The organism is Oceanisphaera avium (assembly GCF_002157875.1).
Taxonomy (GTDB): domain Bacteria; phylum Pseudomonadota; class Gammaproteobacteria; order Enterobacterales; family Aeromonadaceae; genus Oceanimonas; species Oceanimonas avium.
In genome coordinates this window covers 240,806-258,736 of the sequence record NZ_CP021376.1, presented here as the reverse complement: position 1 = coordinate 258,736, position 17,931 = coordinate 240,806, and the positions used below count along the sequence as shown (strand labels likewise).

General features: G+C 44.5%; 11 protein-coding genes and 1 tRNA gene. 5 read left to right on the top strand and 7 right to left on the bottom strand.

All coding sequences use genetic code 11. The features are described 5' to 3' along the window. Positions 1-168 precede the first annotated feature (168 nt). The 3 genes from CBP12_RS01210 to tadA form a co-directional block, all read right to left on the bottom strand. Positions 169-1,542: an MFS transporter gene (locus CBP12_RS01210; RefSeq protein WP_086962181.1), complete on the bottom strand. Its 1,374-nt coding sequence runs from the start codon at positions 1,540-1,542 to the stop codon at positions 169-171. Between the two features lie 282 nt (positions 1,543-1,824). Further along, on the bottom strand, positions 1,825-4,005 hold the full coding sequence (locus CBP12_RS01205) for a malate synthase G (RefSeq protein WP_086962179.1): 2,181 nt from the start codon (positions 4,003-4,005) through the stop codon (positions 1,825-1,827). A gap of 683 nt (positions 4,006-4,688) precedes the next feature. Further along, the gene (gene tadA / locus CBP12_RS01200; RefSeq protein ID WP_086962177.1) at positions 4,689-5,207 is read right to left on the bottom strand and encodes a tRNA adenosine(34) deaminase TadA; all 519 of its coding nucleotides are present in this window, start codon (positions 5,205-5,207) and stop codon (positions 4,689-4,691) included. A 298-nt stretch (positions 5,208-5,505) separates the two neighbouring features. On the opposite strand from tadA, the gene CBP12_RS01195 reads away from it, so the two are divergent. The 5 genes from CBP12_RS01195 (at position 5,506) to darG (ending at position 10,499) form a co-directional block, all read left to right on the top strand. Continuing rightward, positions 5,506-5,582 (top strand) — tRNA-Pro (locus CBP12_RS01195). Positions 5,583-6,262: 680 nt separating this feature from the next. Continuing rightward, a protein-coding gene (locus CBP12_RS01185) for an IS3 family transposase (protein ID WP_086962173.1) occupies positions 6,263-7,443 on the top strand; the annotation gives its coding sequence in 2 pieces (ribosomal slippage) (positions 6,263-6,521 and positions 6,521-7,443; 1,182 coding nt in all). Next, the gene (locus CBP12_RS01180) at positions 7,440-8,618 is read left to right on the top strand and encodes an AAA family ATPase (protein WP_086962171.1); all 1,179 of its coding nucleotides are present in this window, start codon (positions 7,440-7,442) and stop codon (positions 8,616-8,618) included. Before CBP12_RS01185 ends, CBP12_RS01180 begins: the two co-directional genes overlap by 4 nt. A 169-nt stretch (positions 8,619-8,787) precedes the next feature. After that, positions 8,788-9,447: a type II toxin-antitoxin system toxin DNA ADP-ribosyl transferase DarT gene (darT, locus tag CBP12_RS01175; RefSeq protein ID WP_086962168.1), complete on the top strand. Its 660-nt coding sequence runs from the start codon at positions 8,788-8,790 to the stop codon at positions 9,445-9,447. Between the two features lie 14 nt (positions 9,448-9,461). Beyond that, positions 9,462-10,499 (top strand): type II toxin-antitoxin system antitoxin DNA ADP-ribosyl glycohydrolase DarG, encoded by a 1,038-nt coding sequence (darG, locus tag CBP12_RS01170; protein WP_086962166.1) that lies wholly within the window; start codon positions 9,462-9,464, stop codon positions 10,497-10,499. A gap of 98 nt (positions 10,500-10,597) precedes the next feature. On the opposite strand, the gene CBP12_RS01165 is transcribed toward darG, so the two are convergent. From CBP12_RS01165 to CBP12_RS01150, 4 genes are read right to left on the bottom strand one after another with little or no spacing between them, the layout of a single operon-like run. Beyond that, entirely contained in the window at positions 10,598-13,336 is a 2,739-nt protein-coding gene (locus tag CBP12_RS01165) for a DEAD/DEAH box helicase (RefSeq protein WP_232455102.1), read from the bottom strand. A gap of 20 nt (positions 13,337-13,356) precedes the next feature. Next, a complete protein-coding gene (locus tag CBP12_RS01160) occupies positions 13,357-15,012 on the bottom strand; it encodes a site-specific DNA-methyltransferase (protein ID WP_086962163.1) in 1,656 nt (551 codons plus the stop codon). Positions 15,013-15,064: 52 nt separating this feature from the next. Next, positions 15,065-16,903 carry an AIPR family protein gene (locus CBP12_RS01155; RefSeq protein ID WP_086962161.1) on the bottom strand — a complete coding sequence of 613 codons (1,839 nt, stop codon included), beginning with the start codon at positions 16,901-16,903 and terminating at the stop codon, positions 15,065-15,067. 17 nt (positions 16,904-16,920) lie between these two features. Beyond that, on the bottom strand, positions 16,921-17,850 hold the full coding sequence (locus tag CBP12_RS01150; protein ID WP_086962159.1) for an Abi family protein: 930 nt from the start codon (positions 17,848-17,850) through the stop codon (positions 16,921-16,923). Positions 17,851-17,931 lie beyond the last annotated feature (81 nt).

The window sequence follows — 17,931 nt, the reverse complement described above, 5'->3', positions numbered from 1 at the left end:
CACTTTTTTGATACTAATATTCAAAATAACGCACTCGTTTTGCTTTGTAACTCGCACTTAAAGTAAGCCAGTACTGTATCTTTAATTATGTTGCTATCTAACAATAGATAAACTTAGCTTAGCGCGCCAGAGTCACAGCCAAAGTTGTGCGCTAGCTCAAGTCAATAATCAATGAGGTACTAAAATGGACTCTTCTTCATGCTCTTCAAGCTCTGGCTCGGGTAAGTCCAACTCCATTTGACTAGCTTGTGCTTCGGCGATTTCTTCCGCCTCCAAATGAGGATAAATATCTTCTAGTGGTACATCCACAAACTCTTCGTTACGTGGATCTAGCTCGGTGATCACCCCCACCGTCTCCGTTAAGCTAGGCACATATTCGGCTTGATCTTCCACTTCCACCACTTTCGAGCGCAAGCGCCAAAACCAAGTATAAACACCCAGTAATAGAGCAATACCACCACAACCATAATATAGGCCTTGTGCACCAAACCAACTCATCATGCTGGAGCTGTAAAGCGGCCCTAAAGTACTGCCTAAGCCGTAGCTGAGTAATAATGTGGTACTGGCAGCCACTATGTGCTGAGCATCAATACGGTCATTAGTAATGGCCACAGCGACAGGATAGATAGACGCCACCATGCCCATATAAAGTGCTGAGAAACCAATTAGAAAGCCTAAGTGATAAGGGCCAACAAAGACTACACCTAAGGCACTGAGTAATACTAAGATATTTAATGCCACCATTATCTTACTGCGGTCGAGACGATCGCATAAGCGCCCCAGCGGTAGGGCAAAGATAATAAAAGCAAACACAGAGGCAGCCATGAAATAAGACAGCTGATCCACAGCCAAACCCACATGAATAGCATACACAGGGGCCATGGCATAAAAACTACTAATTAATAAGCCACTACACAAAGCGGCGAACAGTCCCACCGGTGCTTCTTTAACAATCGCTTTTACACTAATGCGCTCCGTATGTTCTATGGTAGGCGCATCCATGCGGCTTAACGATAAAGGGATCAAGGCGGCAATCAAAACAATCGCGCCTAAGGTAAAGGGAATAAAAGCGACCGGGTCGATAAAGCCAATTAATAGCTGGCCAGCCGTCGCCGCTAAGTAAGTGCAAATTTGATAAGAAAAAAACAAAGTGGCGCGATTATCATTACTGGCTACCGCACTAAACCAGCTCTCAATAACAATAAAACACCCCGCTACCGCTATGCCACCAAAGGCTCGCAGTAAGGCCCACAGTAAAATACTGTCCGTCAGCGGGAAAATTAAAGTAGAGCCGGCTAAAAAAGCGCTAAATACGGCAAAGGCGCGGATATGGCCTACCCGCTTGATCACTTTTGGGCCATAGAGAGAGCCCAAGACAAATCCCACTGAGTAGCAGACCATAATGCTACCAATGAGCGTTGGCTCCACGCCCTTTAAGCCTAAATTAACGCCGAGCAGCGTCATCACAAAGGTATTGCCACCCATGATCAAGAACACACTGAAAATGAGTGCAGAAAGAGAGATAACTAAACGTGTAAGCATGCCAGCCCTATTCGAGTCAATGAGTGGAGGGGTGATGGTCTACGCAGTCAATAAAACGCCCTACTTGAAAGTGCCAGTAATAGAGTGACAGTAATCACTCCGACAAAACAGAGCCAGTACCACATTATCAGCCTTAACCGCGCCCCATGAGACTAAGGTCACTATTAAATAAAGCGTTTTTAATCACTTGTGTCTCGCAGAGCGCCAGTAAAACGCCAGTGAAAAAAAATCCCCAGCTAGGCTGGGGATTTTATCGTCACGCTTATTGCTTATAACAAGTGTTTAGGCCTGTTGGGCTTTTAGCTTGCGACGATAGGCGTGTAGCAACGGCTCAGTATAACCACTTGGCTGAGTACGTCCTTCAAATACTAAATCACAGGCAGCTTTGAAGGCAATGCCATCAAAGTTAGGCGCCATATTAATATATAAAGGGTCGCCGGCGTTTTGCTGATCCACAATAGCAGCCATGCGTTTCATGGACTCCATTACTTGCTCATCAGTTAAAATGCCATGGCGCAACCAGTTAGCAATATGCTGAGCGGAAATACGCAAGGTAGCACGGTCTTCCATTAGGCCTACATCATTGATATCAGGCACTTTAGAACAACCTACACCTTGGTCAATCCAGCGCACCACATAGCCTAAGATGCCTTGCGCGTTGTTATCCAATTCATTTTGGATTTCTGCGTCAGTCAACTTAGCTCTTTCTTCCTTGGTCAACAAAGGAATAGTTAACAACGCATCTAAGCTGGCAGTTTGACGAGACTTTAGCTCATCTTGCCGCTCACGCACGTTAACTTGGTGATAATGCGTAGCGTGCAAAGTAGCAGCAGTAGGTGAAGGTACCCAAGCAGTATTAGCACCGGCTAACGGATGCACTATCTTGGTTTCTAGCATTTCAGCCATTTTATCTGGAATCGCCCACATGCCTTTACCAATTTGTGCCTTGCCTTGCAGACCGGCAGCCAGACCCACATCTACGTTATTATTTTCGTAGGCGCTGATCCAAGGTTGCTTGCGCATATTGCCTTTACGAACCACGGGGCCTGCTTCCATACTGGTGTGGATTTCATCACCCGTACGGTCAAGGAAACCGGTGTTAATAAAGACTGCACGCTCTTTCGCTTGTGCGATACAGGCTTTTAAGTTGGCACTGGTGCGGCGCTCTTCATCCATAATACCCACTTTCAAGGTATTTTTGGCTAAGCCCAACACTTGCTCGGTGCGCTCAAACAGCTCACAGGCAAAAGCGATCTCTTCAGGTCCATGCATCTTAGGCTTAACGATATACACACTGCCTGTACGGGAGTTGCGATATTTACCGTTACCTTTTAAGTCATGAATGGCGATTAAGCTAGTCACTAAGGCATCAAGAATACCTTCTGGTATTTCGTTGCCATCTTTATCTAGCACCGCTTCGTTAGTCATTAAGTGACCGACGTTGCGCACAAATAACAAGCTACGACCATGCAAGCTAAAGGCTTCGCCCTGAGGATTTAGATATTCGCGGTCAGGGTTCATACTACGAACCATTTCCTTGCCGCCTTTTTGAATCTTCTCAGTCAGATCCCCTTTCATTAGGCCTAGCCAGTTGCGATATACGCCCACTTTATCTTCTGCATCTACTGCAGCGATAGAGTCTTCGCAGTCCATAATGGTGGACAAGGCGGCTTCTAATACTAAATCTTTAATGCCCGCTTTATCGGTTTTTCCTACTTGGTTATTAGGATCAAACTGCAGCTCAATGTGAATGCCGTTGTTGCGCAGTAGCACTGAGCTTGGTGCGGCGGTGTCGCCTTTATAGCCCACAAATTTGCTGGTATCAGCGAGGTGAGTAACATCACCGTTTTCAAGAGTAATTTGCAGCGCGCCATCAACCACTTTATAAGCAGTGGCATCAGCGTGACTGCCGCTGGCTAAAGGTGCGGCTTGGTCGAGCAAGTTACGCCCCCAAGCAATCACTTTAGCGGCACGGATGGGATTAAATTCTTTAGTTTTTTCAGCACCGCCAGTTTCAGCAATTGCATCGCTGCCATAAAGCGCATCATACAAGCTGCCCCAACGAGCATTTGCAGCGTTAAGCGCGAAACGAGCATTATTTACTGGTACCACTAACTGTGGACCGGCAAGGGTGGCTAATTCAGCGTCAACATTGGAGGTGGATACCGAAAAATCTTCTACAGCAGGTAATAAATAACCGATATCGGTTAAAAACTGCTTATATTTGGCCGCATCAAATGCATCACCCGCATTCGCGTGGTGCCATTGGTCGATTTGATGTTGTAACGATTCCCGTTTTTCTAGCAAGGCGCGGTTTTTAGGAGCTAAATCGTTCACGATTTGTTCCATACCTGACCAAAATGCTGCTGGCTCAACACCAGTGCCGGGGATAATTTCATTTACTACCAGATCATGAAGAACGGTAGCAACTTGTAGAGTGCCGAGGTGAGTACGTTCCGTCATATGTTTCTTCTTCTATTCTAGTTGTCAGTAGTGTGTTTAAGACCGATCACTAACCCTAATCGCTTGGTTACATAGTTTACCCCTTGTGAGTAGTCAGAGGCAAAAATGAATTGCTATTAGGGGTGAGGCAATTTATAAGAAATATGCACAAATACTCATAAACTATGATAAAACCTATAAAAATCAGCTACATGTAAAAATTAAAAAATAAAAAACAATTTGACTACAAACTCAAGATTGTCAATTCGGTGAGACAGTTTCTAACATACCGCTGCTAAATACACCTAGTAAGAGCAGGGCTATTTACCTTATAAAGTAATACCTTAGCTAATTTAGTAGCCCACACTCGCGGCTATCCTTAATAACTAAGTCAGCGCTTAGCTTCTCTTAGGACATCGCTGTTAAGGGCACCAATATCCTCTCAGCTACTTATTTACAGCTTAATCTCGCTTATTCCAACCACAGCGAATGCTGCTAAGATTGCCTTGCGCTGCAAAAAAAACTAAAGCCTAGCTAAGAAAGCCAATCGCAAACAGCCTATATGTGCAAAATTGTGCAACGCAACATCAGCAATATCTAGTATGTGTAATAAATAAGCAAGTGAACATTAAAGGGTTTTTATAAGGAGCCGGCCTAGGGATTAAGGTGAGTAGTGTTTACTTAACTCAATCTTTTAGCCTTATCTAGTTTGAATGGGGCGAAACTGGCCCAGCTTTAGCTAATAAACGGGCGGCTTTATGCTCAGCACGTCGGCGCTTAAAAAAATTACTGAGCTGCTCACTGCATACACTATTAAGCACGCCTGCCTGCCAGTGTATTTTATGGTTAATACTGGGTAGCGCCAATACTTGCAAATTTGAGTCCACCGCACCGGTTTTTGCATCAGCAGCGCCATATACCAGACGCGCAATACGACTATGAATTAACGCACCACTGCACATAATACACGGCTCTAATGTGACATAAAGAGTACAGTCTAATAGACGATAATTACTCAGTGTTAATCCTGCTTGGCGCAGCGCCATAATTTCAGCATGGGCGGTGGCATCATGGTGACCAATAGCTCGGTTCCAGCCCTCTCCTATACAGCGGTTTTGATAAACCACGACGGCGCCAACAGGCACTTCGTTTTCCGCTTCGGCTTTTGCTGCTAAGGCTATAGCGTGGCGCATCCAATATTGATCTTGTTGGTCTTGACTCATAATAAACTCAGTAAGATTAAACAGCCCTTAACAGGAGCGATGCCAATAAGCTCTCCTTAATAGAGTATTGAGTATGCCAAAATTAGGGGCGACCACAAATAGCCGTTGTTTAGTTAACAATTTGGCTTTGTCCTTACCTATTGCCCTAACCAACCAGATCTCTACCCTATTAATAATGAGTGACTGGCCGCTAAGATGCACGAAAAGAGCCCATAATGAATAACAAAGCAGCAAACAAACCTAAAATTACAAATTCAGCTTGCGCCCTCTCAGCTGGGCTTATATAGTGACGTCGATTCGGCGTGTAGCGCAGCTTGGTAGCGCACTAGCATGGGGTGTTAGGGGTCGGAGGTTCGAATCCTCTCACGCCGACCAATCAAAACAATGACTTAGCCTACTTTATTAAAGTAGGCTTTTTCATATCTAGCGTTCAGTCATTTTTGGTAGTGAATTGGCAGTGAAATGGCCAAGGCTTAAATCTTAGCTAGCCACCTTTTAGCATTGAGCAAGTCGACGGTTGCATTTCTAATGACATAGCTTCGATTAGTAGCAACACAACTCACACATTCATTCTCTCATCTGCATAACTACTTCAAAACTCTTTTCGTCATACACTCAACTCATCTAACTGACTCTAACTATATAAAGAAAGTTTCTGGCAGCTTTAACCTTGAGTAGCTCTCAATCGTGTTCGTGCTCGTGCTCGTGTTCGTGTTCGTGTTCGTGTTCGTGTTCGTGTTCGTTGGCTATCATAGCTCAAACTGGATATACCCTTTCAAGGTTAACTAACAATCTTAGAACGGCACTCTTTAATGTGGCAGTCAGATACTTAGAGTTTACTGCTACCTGAGCCATAGACGAGTCGCCTTGACTGAATTTTTTGTTTTCAACAATATACTAGACTAACCGCCTAAATTCTTAGTAACGATTGAACATTCAGACGGCCTGCCTTCACGCAGCATGTCAGCGGGAGAAGTATGAAGTGTAGTGGCATAGTGAATTTGGCCACCTAATTAGAGGTGCTATCATGCATCAAGAAGCTACTAGGTGACACTATGACAACAAGACCAAAACGTAATTTTACTCCTGAATTCCGACTCGAAGCGGCACAGTTAGTGATCGACCAGAACTATACGGTTCGTCAGGCGGCTGAGGCGATGAGTGTCGGCTATTCAACGATGGATACTTGGGTCCGTCAGTTGCGTAAAGAGCGCAACGGTGAGACTTCAAAAGCCACCCCCATGACGCCCGATCAACTCAGAATTCGTGAACTGGAAAAGCGTATTCGTGAAATTGAGATGGAAAAAGACATCCTAAAAAAGGCTACCGCTCTCTTGATGTCCGACTCCCTGAACAGTTCTCGCTAATCGAGAAACTTAAGACGAGCTATCCAGTCAGCAGGCTATGCCAGGCGTTTGGTGTCCATCGCAGCAGCGTTAAGTACTGGCAACAACGTTCACAGAAGCCAGTATGCGCCAAACACATTGAAGAAGTAGCGAAGGTCAAAGAACTCTTTCGGGAAAGTGAAAGTTCAGCCGGCGCACGAAGTATTGCCCAAATGGCCACGACCCAAGATGTCCCTCTCAGCCGCTATCGCGCAGGTCGTCTGATGAAAAAGCTCGGGCTGGTGAGTTGTCAGACCCGAGAACACAGATATAAGAAAGCGAGCAATGAACATGTTGAGACCCCTAATGAGCTAGATCGGCAGTTTAATGTTGAAGCTCCTAATGGTGTCTGGTGCGGTGACGTGACTTATATCTGGTCGGGCAATCGCTGGGCTTATTTAGCCGTGGTGCTGGACCTATTTGCTCGTAAACCTATTGGCTGGGCGATATCGCTCTCGCCGGATAGCAAGCTGACCAGTAGCGCATTGAAAATGGCCTATGAAAGTCGGGGGCGGCCTAAAGGTGTGATGTTTCATAGTGATCAGGGCTGTCATTACACAAGCCGACAGTTTCGGCAGACGTTGTGGCAGTGCCAAATAAAACCGAGCATGAGTCGACGTGGAAACTGCTGGGACAATGCTCCCATGGAGCGTTTCTTTAGAAGCTTAAAAGTTGAATGGGTGCCCACTTATGGCTATCAGTCATTATCTGAAGCACAGCATCACATCGTGAAATATTTAATCGGTTATTACAGTCAATTGAGACCCCATCAGCACAATGGTGGTATCAGTCCAAATCAGGCTGAAGCAGATTATTGGATTAACTATAAATCGGTGGCCACTTTTACTTGACCACTACAAAGTTAGCTAAACTGCATCTGCAAAACTATCGACGATTTGAAGACTTTGAAATCGACTTTCATCCTGAGCTGACTGTCATTGCTGCACGTAATGGTCAGGGTAAAACGACAGTGCTAGAAGCCATCGCTGCTGCCCTAGGCCCGTTTGTCGGTGCTTTTGATATGGGTAAGTCTGAGAACATAGCTCGTACTGATGCGCGTTATAGTGCAATAGGCAACGGCTTTGAAAATGAGCAGAACTTTCCTGTAATTATTGATGCTGCCATGAGCGCGCCAGCCATACAGTGGCAACGTGCTCTTAATAGCCCTAAGGGTCGCACAACGATTAAAGACGCTACACCACTTGCTGACTGGGGTAAGGAGCTTCAGGTAAGTTTAAGAACTGAAGCAAATGTTGAACTGCCTATGGTTAGCTACTATCCGTCAAGCAGGCTATGGGTAAACCATAAAGAAGCGTCAGGTAAGGCTGTGATCAGTGGTAGCCGCACTTTGGGCTACGAAGATTGTCTGTCTTCCTCTTCTAGCTTTAGACAGATGCAACGATGGCTAAAAGACGCCACAGGCTCAGCTCAACAAGAAAAAGAGTTTAAAGGTTATGAACAATCTAATTTAAAACCCCGGTTAGAGGGTATTCAAAATGCAGTAAACCAAGCCATGAACGAAGAAGGCTGGAGCGAGTTTCATTATAGCTTTGCGCATCAAGAGCTAGTGATGTGGCATGCTGATCATGGGCTGCTACCAGTAAGCTTATTGAGTGATGGCGTGCGAGCCATGATCTCCTTGGTAGCAGATATTGCTTTTAGGTGTGCTCGTTTAAATGGTCACTTGCAAGAGCGTGCACCAGAGCTCACCAAAGGCATTGTTGCTATTGATGAAGTCGACCTGCACTTACATCCAGCCTGGCAGCAACGGGTGCTCTCTTCTTTACGCAGTGCTTTCCCAAATATTCAGTTTATTGTGAGTACACATAGCCCCCAGGTTTTGTCATCAGTTCATAAAGAAAACATTCGTACCGTTGGCCGTAATGCTGAAGGTAGATTTGTGGCTGAAATTCCTTTGGTACGTAGCTATGGTGAGATAAGCAGTGATGTACTAGAAACTATCATGTTGGTTGATCCCAACCCGCCTATCGCTGAGCGAAAAGATCTGGACCGCTTGGTTGATTAGATTGATTACCACTCAGATTAAATTTAGCTGTAGATAGCTACGTCATGAAACATACAGCTATGTCACCACGATAGATCATCGTATTCATCCGCGTGGTAGACTAACCAGAAAGATTTAAGCTAGCTAAGCTCAGACTGCAAGTAATGCATAATTCATAGTAGAGGTAGGCGTGACTGTACCGCATAGGCCAAAAATATATCATATCGTGCACATTGATCGCTTATGCTCGATCCTTGCTGATCAGTACTTATGGTGTGATGCAACAATCACTAGCCTTGCTCCAAGTGGAACCAACATAGGTATGAGCAGCATCAAACAACGCCGGTTGAATGACTTAACGTTGACTAATTATCCTGATCTCTATGTGGGTGGCTGCGTACCATTTTACTTTTGCCCAAGATCCATAATGCTTTATCTACTCTACCAAAGTAATCACTCTGAACTTAGCTACCGCAGTGGGCAGGAGCCAATAATTCACCTTGAAGCTGATTTATACGACGCTATTGATTGGGCTGAAAATCACAATACTCGTTGGGCTTTTACATTATCAAATGCAGGGGCCTACTACTTCGAAGACCGAGCTAGCGTAGCGCAATTAAATGAGCTGAACTGGGAAGCGATACAAACTCATCGCTGGAGTGGGAATGGAGTAGCGGCAAGAGTTAAAGAGGGAAAGCAAGCTGAATTCTTAATGGAAAAAAGCTTCCCATGGCAACTGATCGAACGTATTGGCGTACAATCTCATGCCGTTCAACAACAAGTGTTGCAAGCGCTGGCAGCTGGCGGGCATCAGTCTAAAGTTGAAATTAAAACTGACTGGTATTATTGAGGAGGTTTGAAAGTATGATTAAATATAAAAAAGGTGATATTTTTCAATCAGATGCCGATGCACTTATCAACACTGTAAACTGTGTTGGAATCATGGGGCGTGGCTTGGCACTTCAGTTTAAAAATGCTTTTCCTGATAATTTTAAAGCCTATGCTGCTGCCTGCAAACGAGACGAAGTGCTACCTGGTAAAATGTTTGTATTTGATAGTGGTCAGTTAACTAACCCACGCTACATAATCAACTTCCCAACCAAGCGCCATTGGCGTAGTAATAGTCGAATAGAAGACATAGAAACGGGCCTTCAAGCACTAGTAGAAACTATTCGCCATTACAATCTTTCATCTATTGCCATCCCTCCACTTGGTAGCGGCTTAGGTGGTCTAGAGTGGTCAGAGGTTAAGGCTCGAATAGAAGTCGCTTTGTGCTCACTTACTGACGTTGATATCACAATTTACGAACCGATAGGTGCTCCAAGTGCAGAAAAAATGGTCCATAAGCGTGAGGTACCAAAGATGACTGCTGGTCGTGCGGCTTTAGTAGAGTTGATGCGACGCTACCTTGGAGGTTTACTTGACCCATTTGTTACCCTGCTGGAAGTGCATAAGTTGATGTATTTTATGCAAGAAGCGGGTGAGCCGTTACGTTTAAGGTACAAGCAGGCACCTTATGGACCTTATGCAGAAAATCTACGCCATGTTTTAAATGTGATCGAGGGGCACTTTGTATCCGGCTATGCCGATGGTGGTGATGCACCAGCTAAACAATTGATGCTAATAGAAGGAGCTACCAAACAAGCTTCTGATTTTTTGGAGCGTTCTCCTGAAACAAGCGCACGCTTTGATAAGGTAGCCGAGTTAGTTGAAGGCTTTGAATCTCCATTCGGCTTAGAGTTGCTTGCAACGGTCCACTGGGTAATGAAAAACCATCCAGTGAGCTCCATAGATGATGTTATGAATCACACTTATGCTTGGAATGAGCGCAAACGGCAATTTACCCCTCGTCAAATCTCACTTGCTGTAAAAGTACTAAGTAATAAAGGATGGATAACATAAAAATCAGTGTTTTTTAAAAATAATTTAAATAAAGCTCAGCAGTTTAACGAATTAGTGTTGTTAAACTGCCGAGCCTACATTACCAATATAACTGTAGTTTAATCCGCTTGAGTAAACTGCTGTACAAAATAATCCAACGAGTTGGCTTCTTTCACAGCATCATGCGGGATCAATAAGTACTTCCAAGGCTTACCGTCGTATTGGGCTAGGTATTCACTGGCTTGATTACACCACTTCACACCGCTGCGCGATTTTTCTGTTACTTCTTCACTCCAACTGCCATCTTGGTTCTGATGTTGTGTACTTTTGGTTTCAATCATCAAAACATAGTCTGCGGTTTCGACCACAAAGTCCGGTACGTACTCAGGGTGCTCACTACCGCGTTTGTAGTACATCTTGAATTGGCCTTTGGCAGGCTTAAACCACTTCTCGCAATCACGCTCCAAGATCACCGCAAAACGGCGTTCAGTGTCTGAGTCAAACTTTTGCAGCGGGTATAAACAACGGCTAAAACCGCCAAAGAGCATTTGTTTGATGCGACTGACATCGCGTACGGTATCACGGTAATTTTGCACCGGCTGATCTTGGGCTATGGTATAGGCACATTCACGTAGGGTGCTAAAGCCACTACGTACATCGACGACGTACTCGGTTGCTTCTTCAAAGAAGTGGTTGTTTAGTTGCGCATGAATTAACTTCGCAATAGCATCACTTTGGTTTTGCAGAATGTCCTCAACCACATCTTCCTCGTTTTCAGCCGCCAGTGTATTGACTGCTTGAGTAGCTAGATCAAACAAAAGCTCAGCTTGCTCGTCGTAAGGAATATCGTCGTAATCGAACAGTTTTTTCAAAATGTAGTTCTGCTTCACCGGCTCGTTGTTGCCCGAATCCCCTTCGCCACGAATGGTTTGGTGATTGTCTTGTAAACTTTGTTGTATGAGAGTGCGGTCCATTGGCCTTAAGCCTTTAATGGCGGCAATATCCAAATCAAACGGATGATAGCCTGTGCATACTTCGCCCGATGGCGATACGATAATCCGTGGAATATCGATGGTGTTATCTACCGTTAGCTGCGTCACTTGCTCAACAATTGCAGCAATATCTACAGACTCATTGGTAAACAATTTGTGCTGTTCTTGGGTTAGCTGAGCTTTAACCTGCTCAGTAATCTGAGCTTTCACTTCGTTATTTAACAAAGCTCTACTGGTTGGCGCATCACTTGGTCGGCTTTGATATTGCTTGATGACATCCAGGGCGGCGCGGGCAACGGTTTGTTGATTTTGCGTGGTGTAAGTCGCTTTAGACGCTTGTACCACACGAGTGCCATCGGCGCCGGTCGCAGTAATACCTGAGCCAGTAAGTTGCTGCTCTAGATTCGATTTAATCTGCACACTTTGTTTGGTTACATCATCTTCTGGGCGATCTAATACTCGCGTTTTCAGGCGCAGTGGATTGTTTGGATCGTTGGCCTCATCAACAATTTCCTGGAATTTATCATGGGCGACAATACTTAGTGTGTCGACAGCTTCCACACCAGTACGTTTGCCATAAGGTAAACGTAAACCACGGCCAATCGACTGTTCAATTAGAGTTCTAGCGTTGGCGGCACGCAGCGGTACGATGGTGTACAGGTTAGTTACGTCCCACCCTTCTTTAAGCATGTTTACGTGGATCACAATCTCGGTGGGCTCATCCACATGCTCAACGTTTAGCAGTGCCTGAATGGTTTCTTCTTCTTTTTTGCTACTATCAACCTGAATCACTTTGCCGCGGTAGCGCCCTTCAAATACACTTTCAAGCTTAGTTAGCAGCTCTGCGGCATGGGTGGTATCACGGGCAATCACCAACATAAAGGGCTTAACCAACTTCGCATCGTTTTCGTGTGCATAAGTGGTTAAATCCACCTTGGTTTGCTCATGTAGACGAATACCATCCATTAACTTAATGGTTTCGAGCTCATCTTTGTCATACTGGCTGGCATCAAAGTTACGCTGAGTCACTACCGCAGGCTCTTTTACAAAACCATCATCCATAGCGCAGGCTAGAGGATAATCAATCACCACGTTTTTAAAGTGTACCGGACCGCGGCTTGACTCTGTAAATGGCGTTGCCGTTAGCTCTAAAGCAAACAAGGGGTTGAGCTCATTGAGCGCACGCATACCGGCATCGGCACGGTAGCGGTGCGATTCGTCCATTAATAGCACTAAATCAGGTAAGTTCGATAAATACTCAAAGTAACTCTCGCCTAGGGTTTCCGCTAAACGCTTAATACGCGGGGCTTTGCCACCACGCACTTCGGTATTAATTTTGGCGATGTTGAATACATTAATACGCACTGAGCCGAATAGGTCACTTTGTATCTGTGCGCCACGGCTTTCATAGTTATCACCGGTGATCACTTCTGGCGGTGCCAGCACAAAATCGGTAATGCCTTTTAACACATATTTAGGCGAAGCTGGTGAGAAATCACTAATCAATTTTTCATAAATGGTTAGATTAGGTGCCAACACAAAATAATTACGAATGCCGTGCACCTGATACAAATAGGTAATAAATGCGCCCATCAAACGAGTTTTACCTACACCCGTTGCCAAGGCAAAACAGAGTGATGGAAAGTCACGCTCAAAATCACTGAGCTTAGGGAACTGCGTTTTTAGGGTTTCTAATAATTCTGGTACATCGCGTTTTGGATTAAGCAGTTTATGCTCTGAGGCGCTAATCGCCACTGCCAAAGCACGTAGCGAGTCTTGCTGCGGCTGGCGCAAACTTAAACGGCCAATTACGTTATTAATGGCGCGTAACTGTTCAGGTTTTAGGCTTGATAAATCCATGGTCATTATAATTATCCTTTTAACCGTTAATCATCTTGCTGTGCGTCGCTCTCGTCAGAAGCATCATCCGTTAAATTGGCCACATTTAACGAATAATCGTCCTGGCCAAATTGGCACTTATCTAAGATAGCTTTAGGTAGTTTTTTCAGAGTTAAATTGGCAAAGCGACTCACTTCACAGCGAAATGCGCCACACATCACCAATAAGGTTCGGTCACTGCCTACTTCTTCAGACAATGCTTCTAGTTTTTCGACCGACAAGCTTTGCGTGGTAACGTAAATATGGTCAGTTTCGGTTGAGTAACCATGATCCCACCAATCAACTACCGATGGCGCATAGGTAAAGCCTTCCAATTTACAAACGGCTTCAGCAAGCATTTCTGGGTTGTACTCTTTGTTGATCACTTCCAAGCCAAACTTATCTTTAACAATCAACGAGGGAGCAAGTTTGTAATAACGGAAGCCACCACCACCTTGCCAGTTAACGGCTTTAGAAATGCCGCCTTGTTCTTCGCCATCTATGACTTTTTGTAAACGCGGAATGATATGGGTATGACAATGTTCGCCCAATTCAACCATAATCCAGCGACGTCCCATCTTGTGTGCAACTGCACCTGTTGTGCCTGAGCCACCGAAAGAATCAAGCACAAGATCGCCAGGATTTGTGCTCAGGTCTATGCAACGCTTTACTAGCTTCTCTGGTTTTTTTCCGTTCCTAAAATCCACAGAGCCTTCGTTATGCAAATTGTTGATACCTATATCGAGCCAAATATCACCTAATGGTTTAGCTGGTACATTTTCACCATCAATATCGACTAACTTTTCAGAGCAAAATAAAACCTCTTCCCCCTTATATGCATACTTATCTAATCCTGATGAGGTTTTAATAGCTCTAAATTGTTCATCTTTCGGTAAAGTCATAAATACTTCGGAACGGTTCCTCGCAGTCCTGAAAATACGATGCGCATTTTTTAATAAAAACTTCTCTAGTGAGTCACCTGACAAATTCTTACTTTTGATCACAGCACCTAAAGGTTCTACAGTCCAAGTTTCAATTGGTTCCGAGGGCTCACAAGATAGAAAACTGCGATAACGTGAAAATGTTGAATCCCAGTCAGCTTTAACGAAGACTTTATTAAACTTAAAATCTGGGGAGTTCGAATATACAAGTATATGCTCCTTGATCTTAGGGATATTTTTCTCTACGTGGCTCATTTTTACACCACTCAAATGACTCATTTGAACAGTCACTGATGTTATAAAGTTCCTTCTTTCGAAAATCTCGTCACATAAAACTTTTAAATACGCATGCTCTCGATCATCTATTTGAATAAAGATGATCCCGTCTTGCCTTAAAAGTCTTTGCAGTAGTCTCAAGCGTTCACTCATAAGGGAAAGCCAGACCGAATGCTCAATACCATCGTCGTAGTGTTCAAAAGCGCTGCCAGTGTTATACGGAGGATCGATAAAAATACATTTCACTTGCCCTGCATACTCTTGCTCTAACGCCTTCAACGCCAATAAGTTATCGCCAAAAATCAGCTTATTATCAAAAATATCGTTATCGGTGACTTTTTGGCTTGCATGGTAAGACTTACTAGGGTCTTCCAATAAAATGCGCGGCTCTAGCTTTTTACGCTCGTTTTTGCCTATCCAGGTCAGTTCTAATTTGGTTTTGCTCATAATTTCTGTGCTCTTATTTTGTGTTCATTACTTAGCTTATTTGTTATACACGCTACGCTGGTTGTGTTTGCCGATTAGCAGCTTGTGCGTTTTTCCCTTGCCGGCGTTGTGCTTGTTCAGCTAAATAACTGAATAAATTCTGGTTGTGTGGGTCGTTCGCCTGAAGGCGCTCTTGTTTTGCTATCACAGCAGGGTGCTCTGCCAAGTTTAAATGATTTATCCACACCGTTTTCATTAAGAGTGCGGTATCGCCAAGGCGTTTGAAATACGCGTGCGGCGCACTGCCTAATGCTAATACTGTAAAACTATCAAAAAATTGCTGACGAAGTTCATCAAAGGCGCGACTAATTAACCCTTTAAATTCTGTTTGTTCAGTAATCTCGGGGGCAGTAATAGCGCCTTTAAACTGCGCCATTAATAGCGTGGTTATGCAGTAAGTAAAATGGCGATAGATCAGTTTTTCGGGGCTTGGATTACTGCGCTCCGCGGCAGTGCATAAGCCTTGTATCGCCAAGCAACAGTTCACTGCGTTAATGGCGACGGCACCCTGTAAATCTGCACTAAAAATGGCTTGGTATTCTGTGCTTTCTTGGTTAGTAAATTTGCTTGGCTCTACTTTTAGCTGATAAGGCATGCGTACATCAACTTGCATACAGGCTAACGCTTTTGCCAAGGTGTCGATAGTGATACTGCGAATACCCGCTGCTGGGGTTTGTTGTGGGCGGTAGAGATATTCGACACCGAACATTTTGATCTCTTGGCGCAAGCGTTCTTGGGTATCATCCAGCGCAGCAAAATTGCCTAAATCGACTGGATTTTGTAAGTTACGCGCTTTGGTTACTTGCTTGTGAAAAGCGTCGTTACCCGTGTTGATAATAGTTACCATCACTTGGGCTTGGCTAATATCGGCCTCTGGATTTTCACGCATAAACTGCGCAGCACTGGCAATAGTTTGTGCGCCATTAACGACTGATAGGCCATCGACTGCAACATGCTTGCTGCCTGTGTGCCCTCTAATATTGCCTTTTGGCTTGACTGTGTTACCAATCAGAGTGATGCCGTTATTAAGATAAATAAAGTTCTCCGGCTCATGTAAAAGCGTATCTTTAATAGCCTTGTTCACCCCTCGTCTGCCAGCACCAATAAAGTAGCGAATGTTTTTTTCGTAAAGTTTACGGTCGTAGGTGGTGTGCAATGCTATAAGGTCGGTTAACTTAGCGATACCAAACACCACTTTTCGCGGTTGCTCTTGCACGCGAAATTTGTAAACCGCGACACGCTCGTTTACAGCATCGACCGCATGTTCACTGCGAAGTGCCTGTTCAACTTCGGTAGCGGTGTACTCTTGATAATCTGGTGCGATTTGCTCTTCACCTTCTTCAATCAGCTCTTGTATCGCTGGCTTCAGGTAGTTTTGAGCCTGAATAGTAATGCCATTACCTGTGTATGCGACAAGCAATTGAATGTGTTCGCACTCATCTAATGCGGCTTCTATTTCTGTTTGAAGGTTTTGTACATTTTGATTAAAACGTTGAAATTGCTTGTTTAAAAGTAATTTTACGCCTTCAATAAATGCCTGCGCTTCGCCCAATTGGAATTGCGCATCTTCCTTCATTTTTGACTGAACCAAATATAGAGTTTGATCAGCTTCGTGATAATAGATGGCATCGATACCATAATCTGCATAGTCGTCCACCACGGCTTTTGCCGCAGTCACTACGTCTAAATCGAATTTTTGCTGAAGTACGAAAGCACTAAAAGCCCTAGAAATTTGTTTTTTAGGTTTATCTTCCCTTCCACCTTGCCCAAGCAATGACGGTAAATGCGGCACAAAACGCTGCTGAAGCAAGTCTTTTAATGGGACAATAAATTGTGCTTGTAATGCTGCCAAGTGAGTTGTCCTTATTTTTATTGCCAAATTGGCCGCGCTTGCCAGTCGGCAGGAAAGCCCATGCGGCCAATGTCTATTTGATGATGATTAATCAATTGAATGAGACGTTGCTTCCAATGGTGTTCACCACTGATCACATCCATGAGGTAGCCCAACATCACCAAGGTGTTATAAATTTTTCGTAAACGCCGGTCGCTATCGGGCAGATTCTGCAAGCTTTGAATCAGTGCTGGTTCGCCATTGCGTGGTATTATAGTGGTTTTGGTAAAGTCACGGTTCCACAGCCTAGAATGATGGGCACTTACATTGCGCACTAGCGACAAATGTTCACAGAATGAGGTAATGGTTTTTTCATCTAGTCCGTAGCTTTTGCTTATTACTTGGCGGTCGGCACGCAGCTTTATATTGCTATACCAACGAGAAAGCTGCCCCATGGTTAACAATTCAACACAAGTCCAAATAGGTGGTAGTGGTTCTTGGTACTTTTGCGTCAGGTGTTTAATAAACTCCTCGCGACTGCGCTTTACCTCACTTGTGAGCTTACCAAGACTGCTGGCATACTCTAATAAATCACCAAAGAGTTCTGGCTTTAAATGAGGATGCGCCGTTTGGTATTTTTGGCTCAACTGATACGCGATTTGGGTGCGCAGTGATACTTCAAAACGTTCGATGGCGTCTAGCACTAACAAACGTAGTTCACGGTCAAACACGTATAGGTTTAGAATTTGCTCAAACTGAGTGCCAGCTATAAAGGTATGGCTGGCGTGATCTTGCTCATAGGGCAAACAATAAGCCGCAAAACGATAGTAGTTCAGCTGTGCGAGATAAAACTCGGCTTTAGGGACATCACTGATCACTAGGCCACGTTGTTGGAGCAAGCGGACTTGCTCGGTAAAGCTTGTAGGTGGTTTGGTAAACGCGACTTTAGGGGGCGATTTGCGGCTCATTTGACCACCAATACAGCAGGAAATAGTGTTTTGCAGGCCCCAGAAACGAGTAACCCCTCACAGGGCGCTGATCTGACGGGT

Coding starts and splice junctions, on each gene's coding strand:
- CBP12_RS01210 (WP_086962181.1), bottom strand. CDS start 1,542: ATGCTTACACGTTTAGTTATCTCTCTTTCTGCACTCATTTTCAGTGTG.
- CBP12_RS01205 (WP_086962179.1), bottom strand. CDS start 4,005: ATGACGGAACGTACTCACCTCGGCACTCTACAAGTTGCTACCGTTCTT.
- tadA (WP_086962177.1), bottom strand. CDS start 5,207: ATGAGTCAAGACCAACAAGATCAATATTGGATGCGCCACGCTATAGCC.
- darG (WP_086962166.1), top strand. CDS start 9,462: ATGATTAAATATAAAAAAGGTGATATTTTTCAATCAGATGCCGATGCA.
- CBP12_RS01165 (WP_232455102.1), bottom strand. CDS start 13,336: ATGACCATGGATTTATCAAGCCTAAAACCTGAACAGTTACGCGCCATT.
- CBP12_RS01160 (WP_086962163.1), bottom strand. CDS start 15,012: ATGAGCAAAACCAAATTAGAACTGACCTGGATAGGCAAAAACGAGCGT.
- CBP12_RS01150 (WP_086962159.1), bottom strand. CDS start 17,850: ATGAGCCGCAAATCGCCCCCTAAAGTCGCGTTTACCAAACCACCTACA.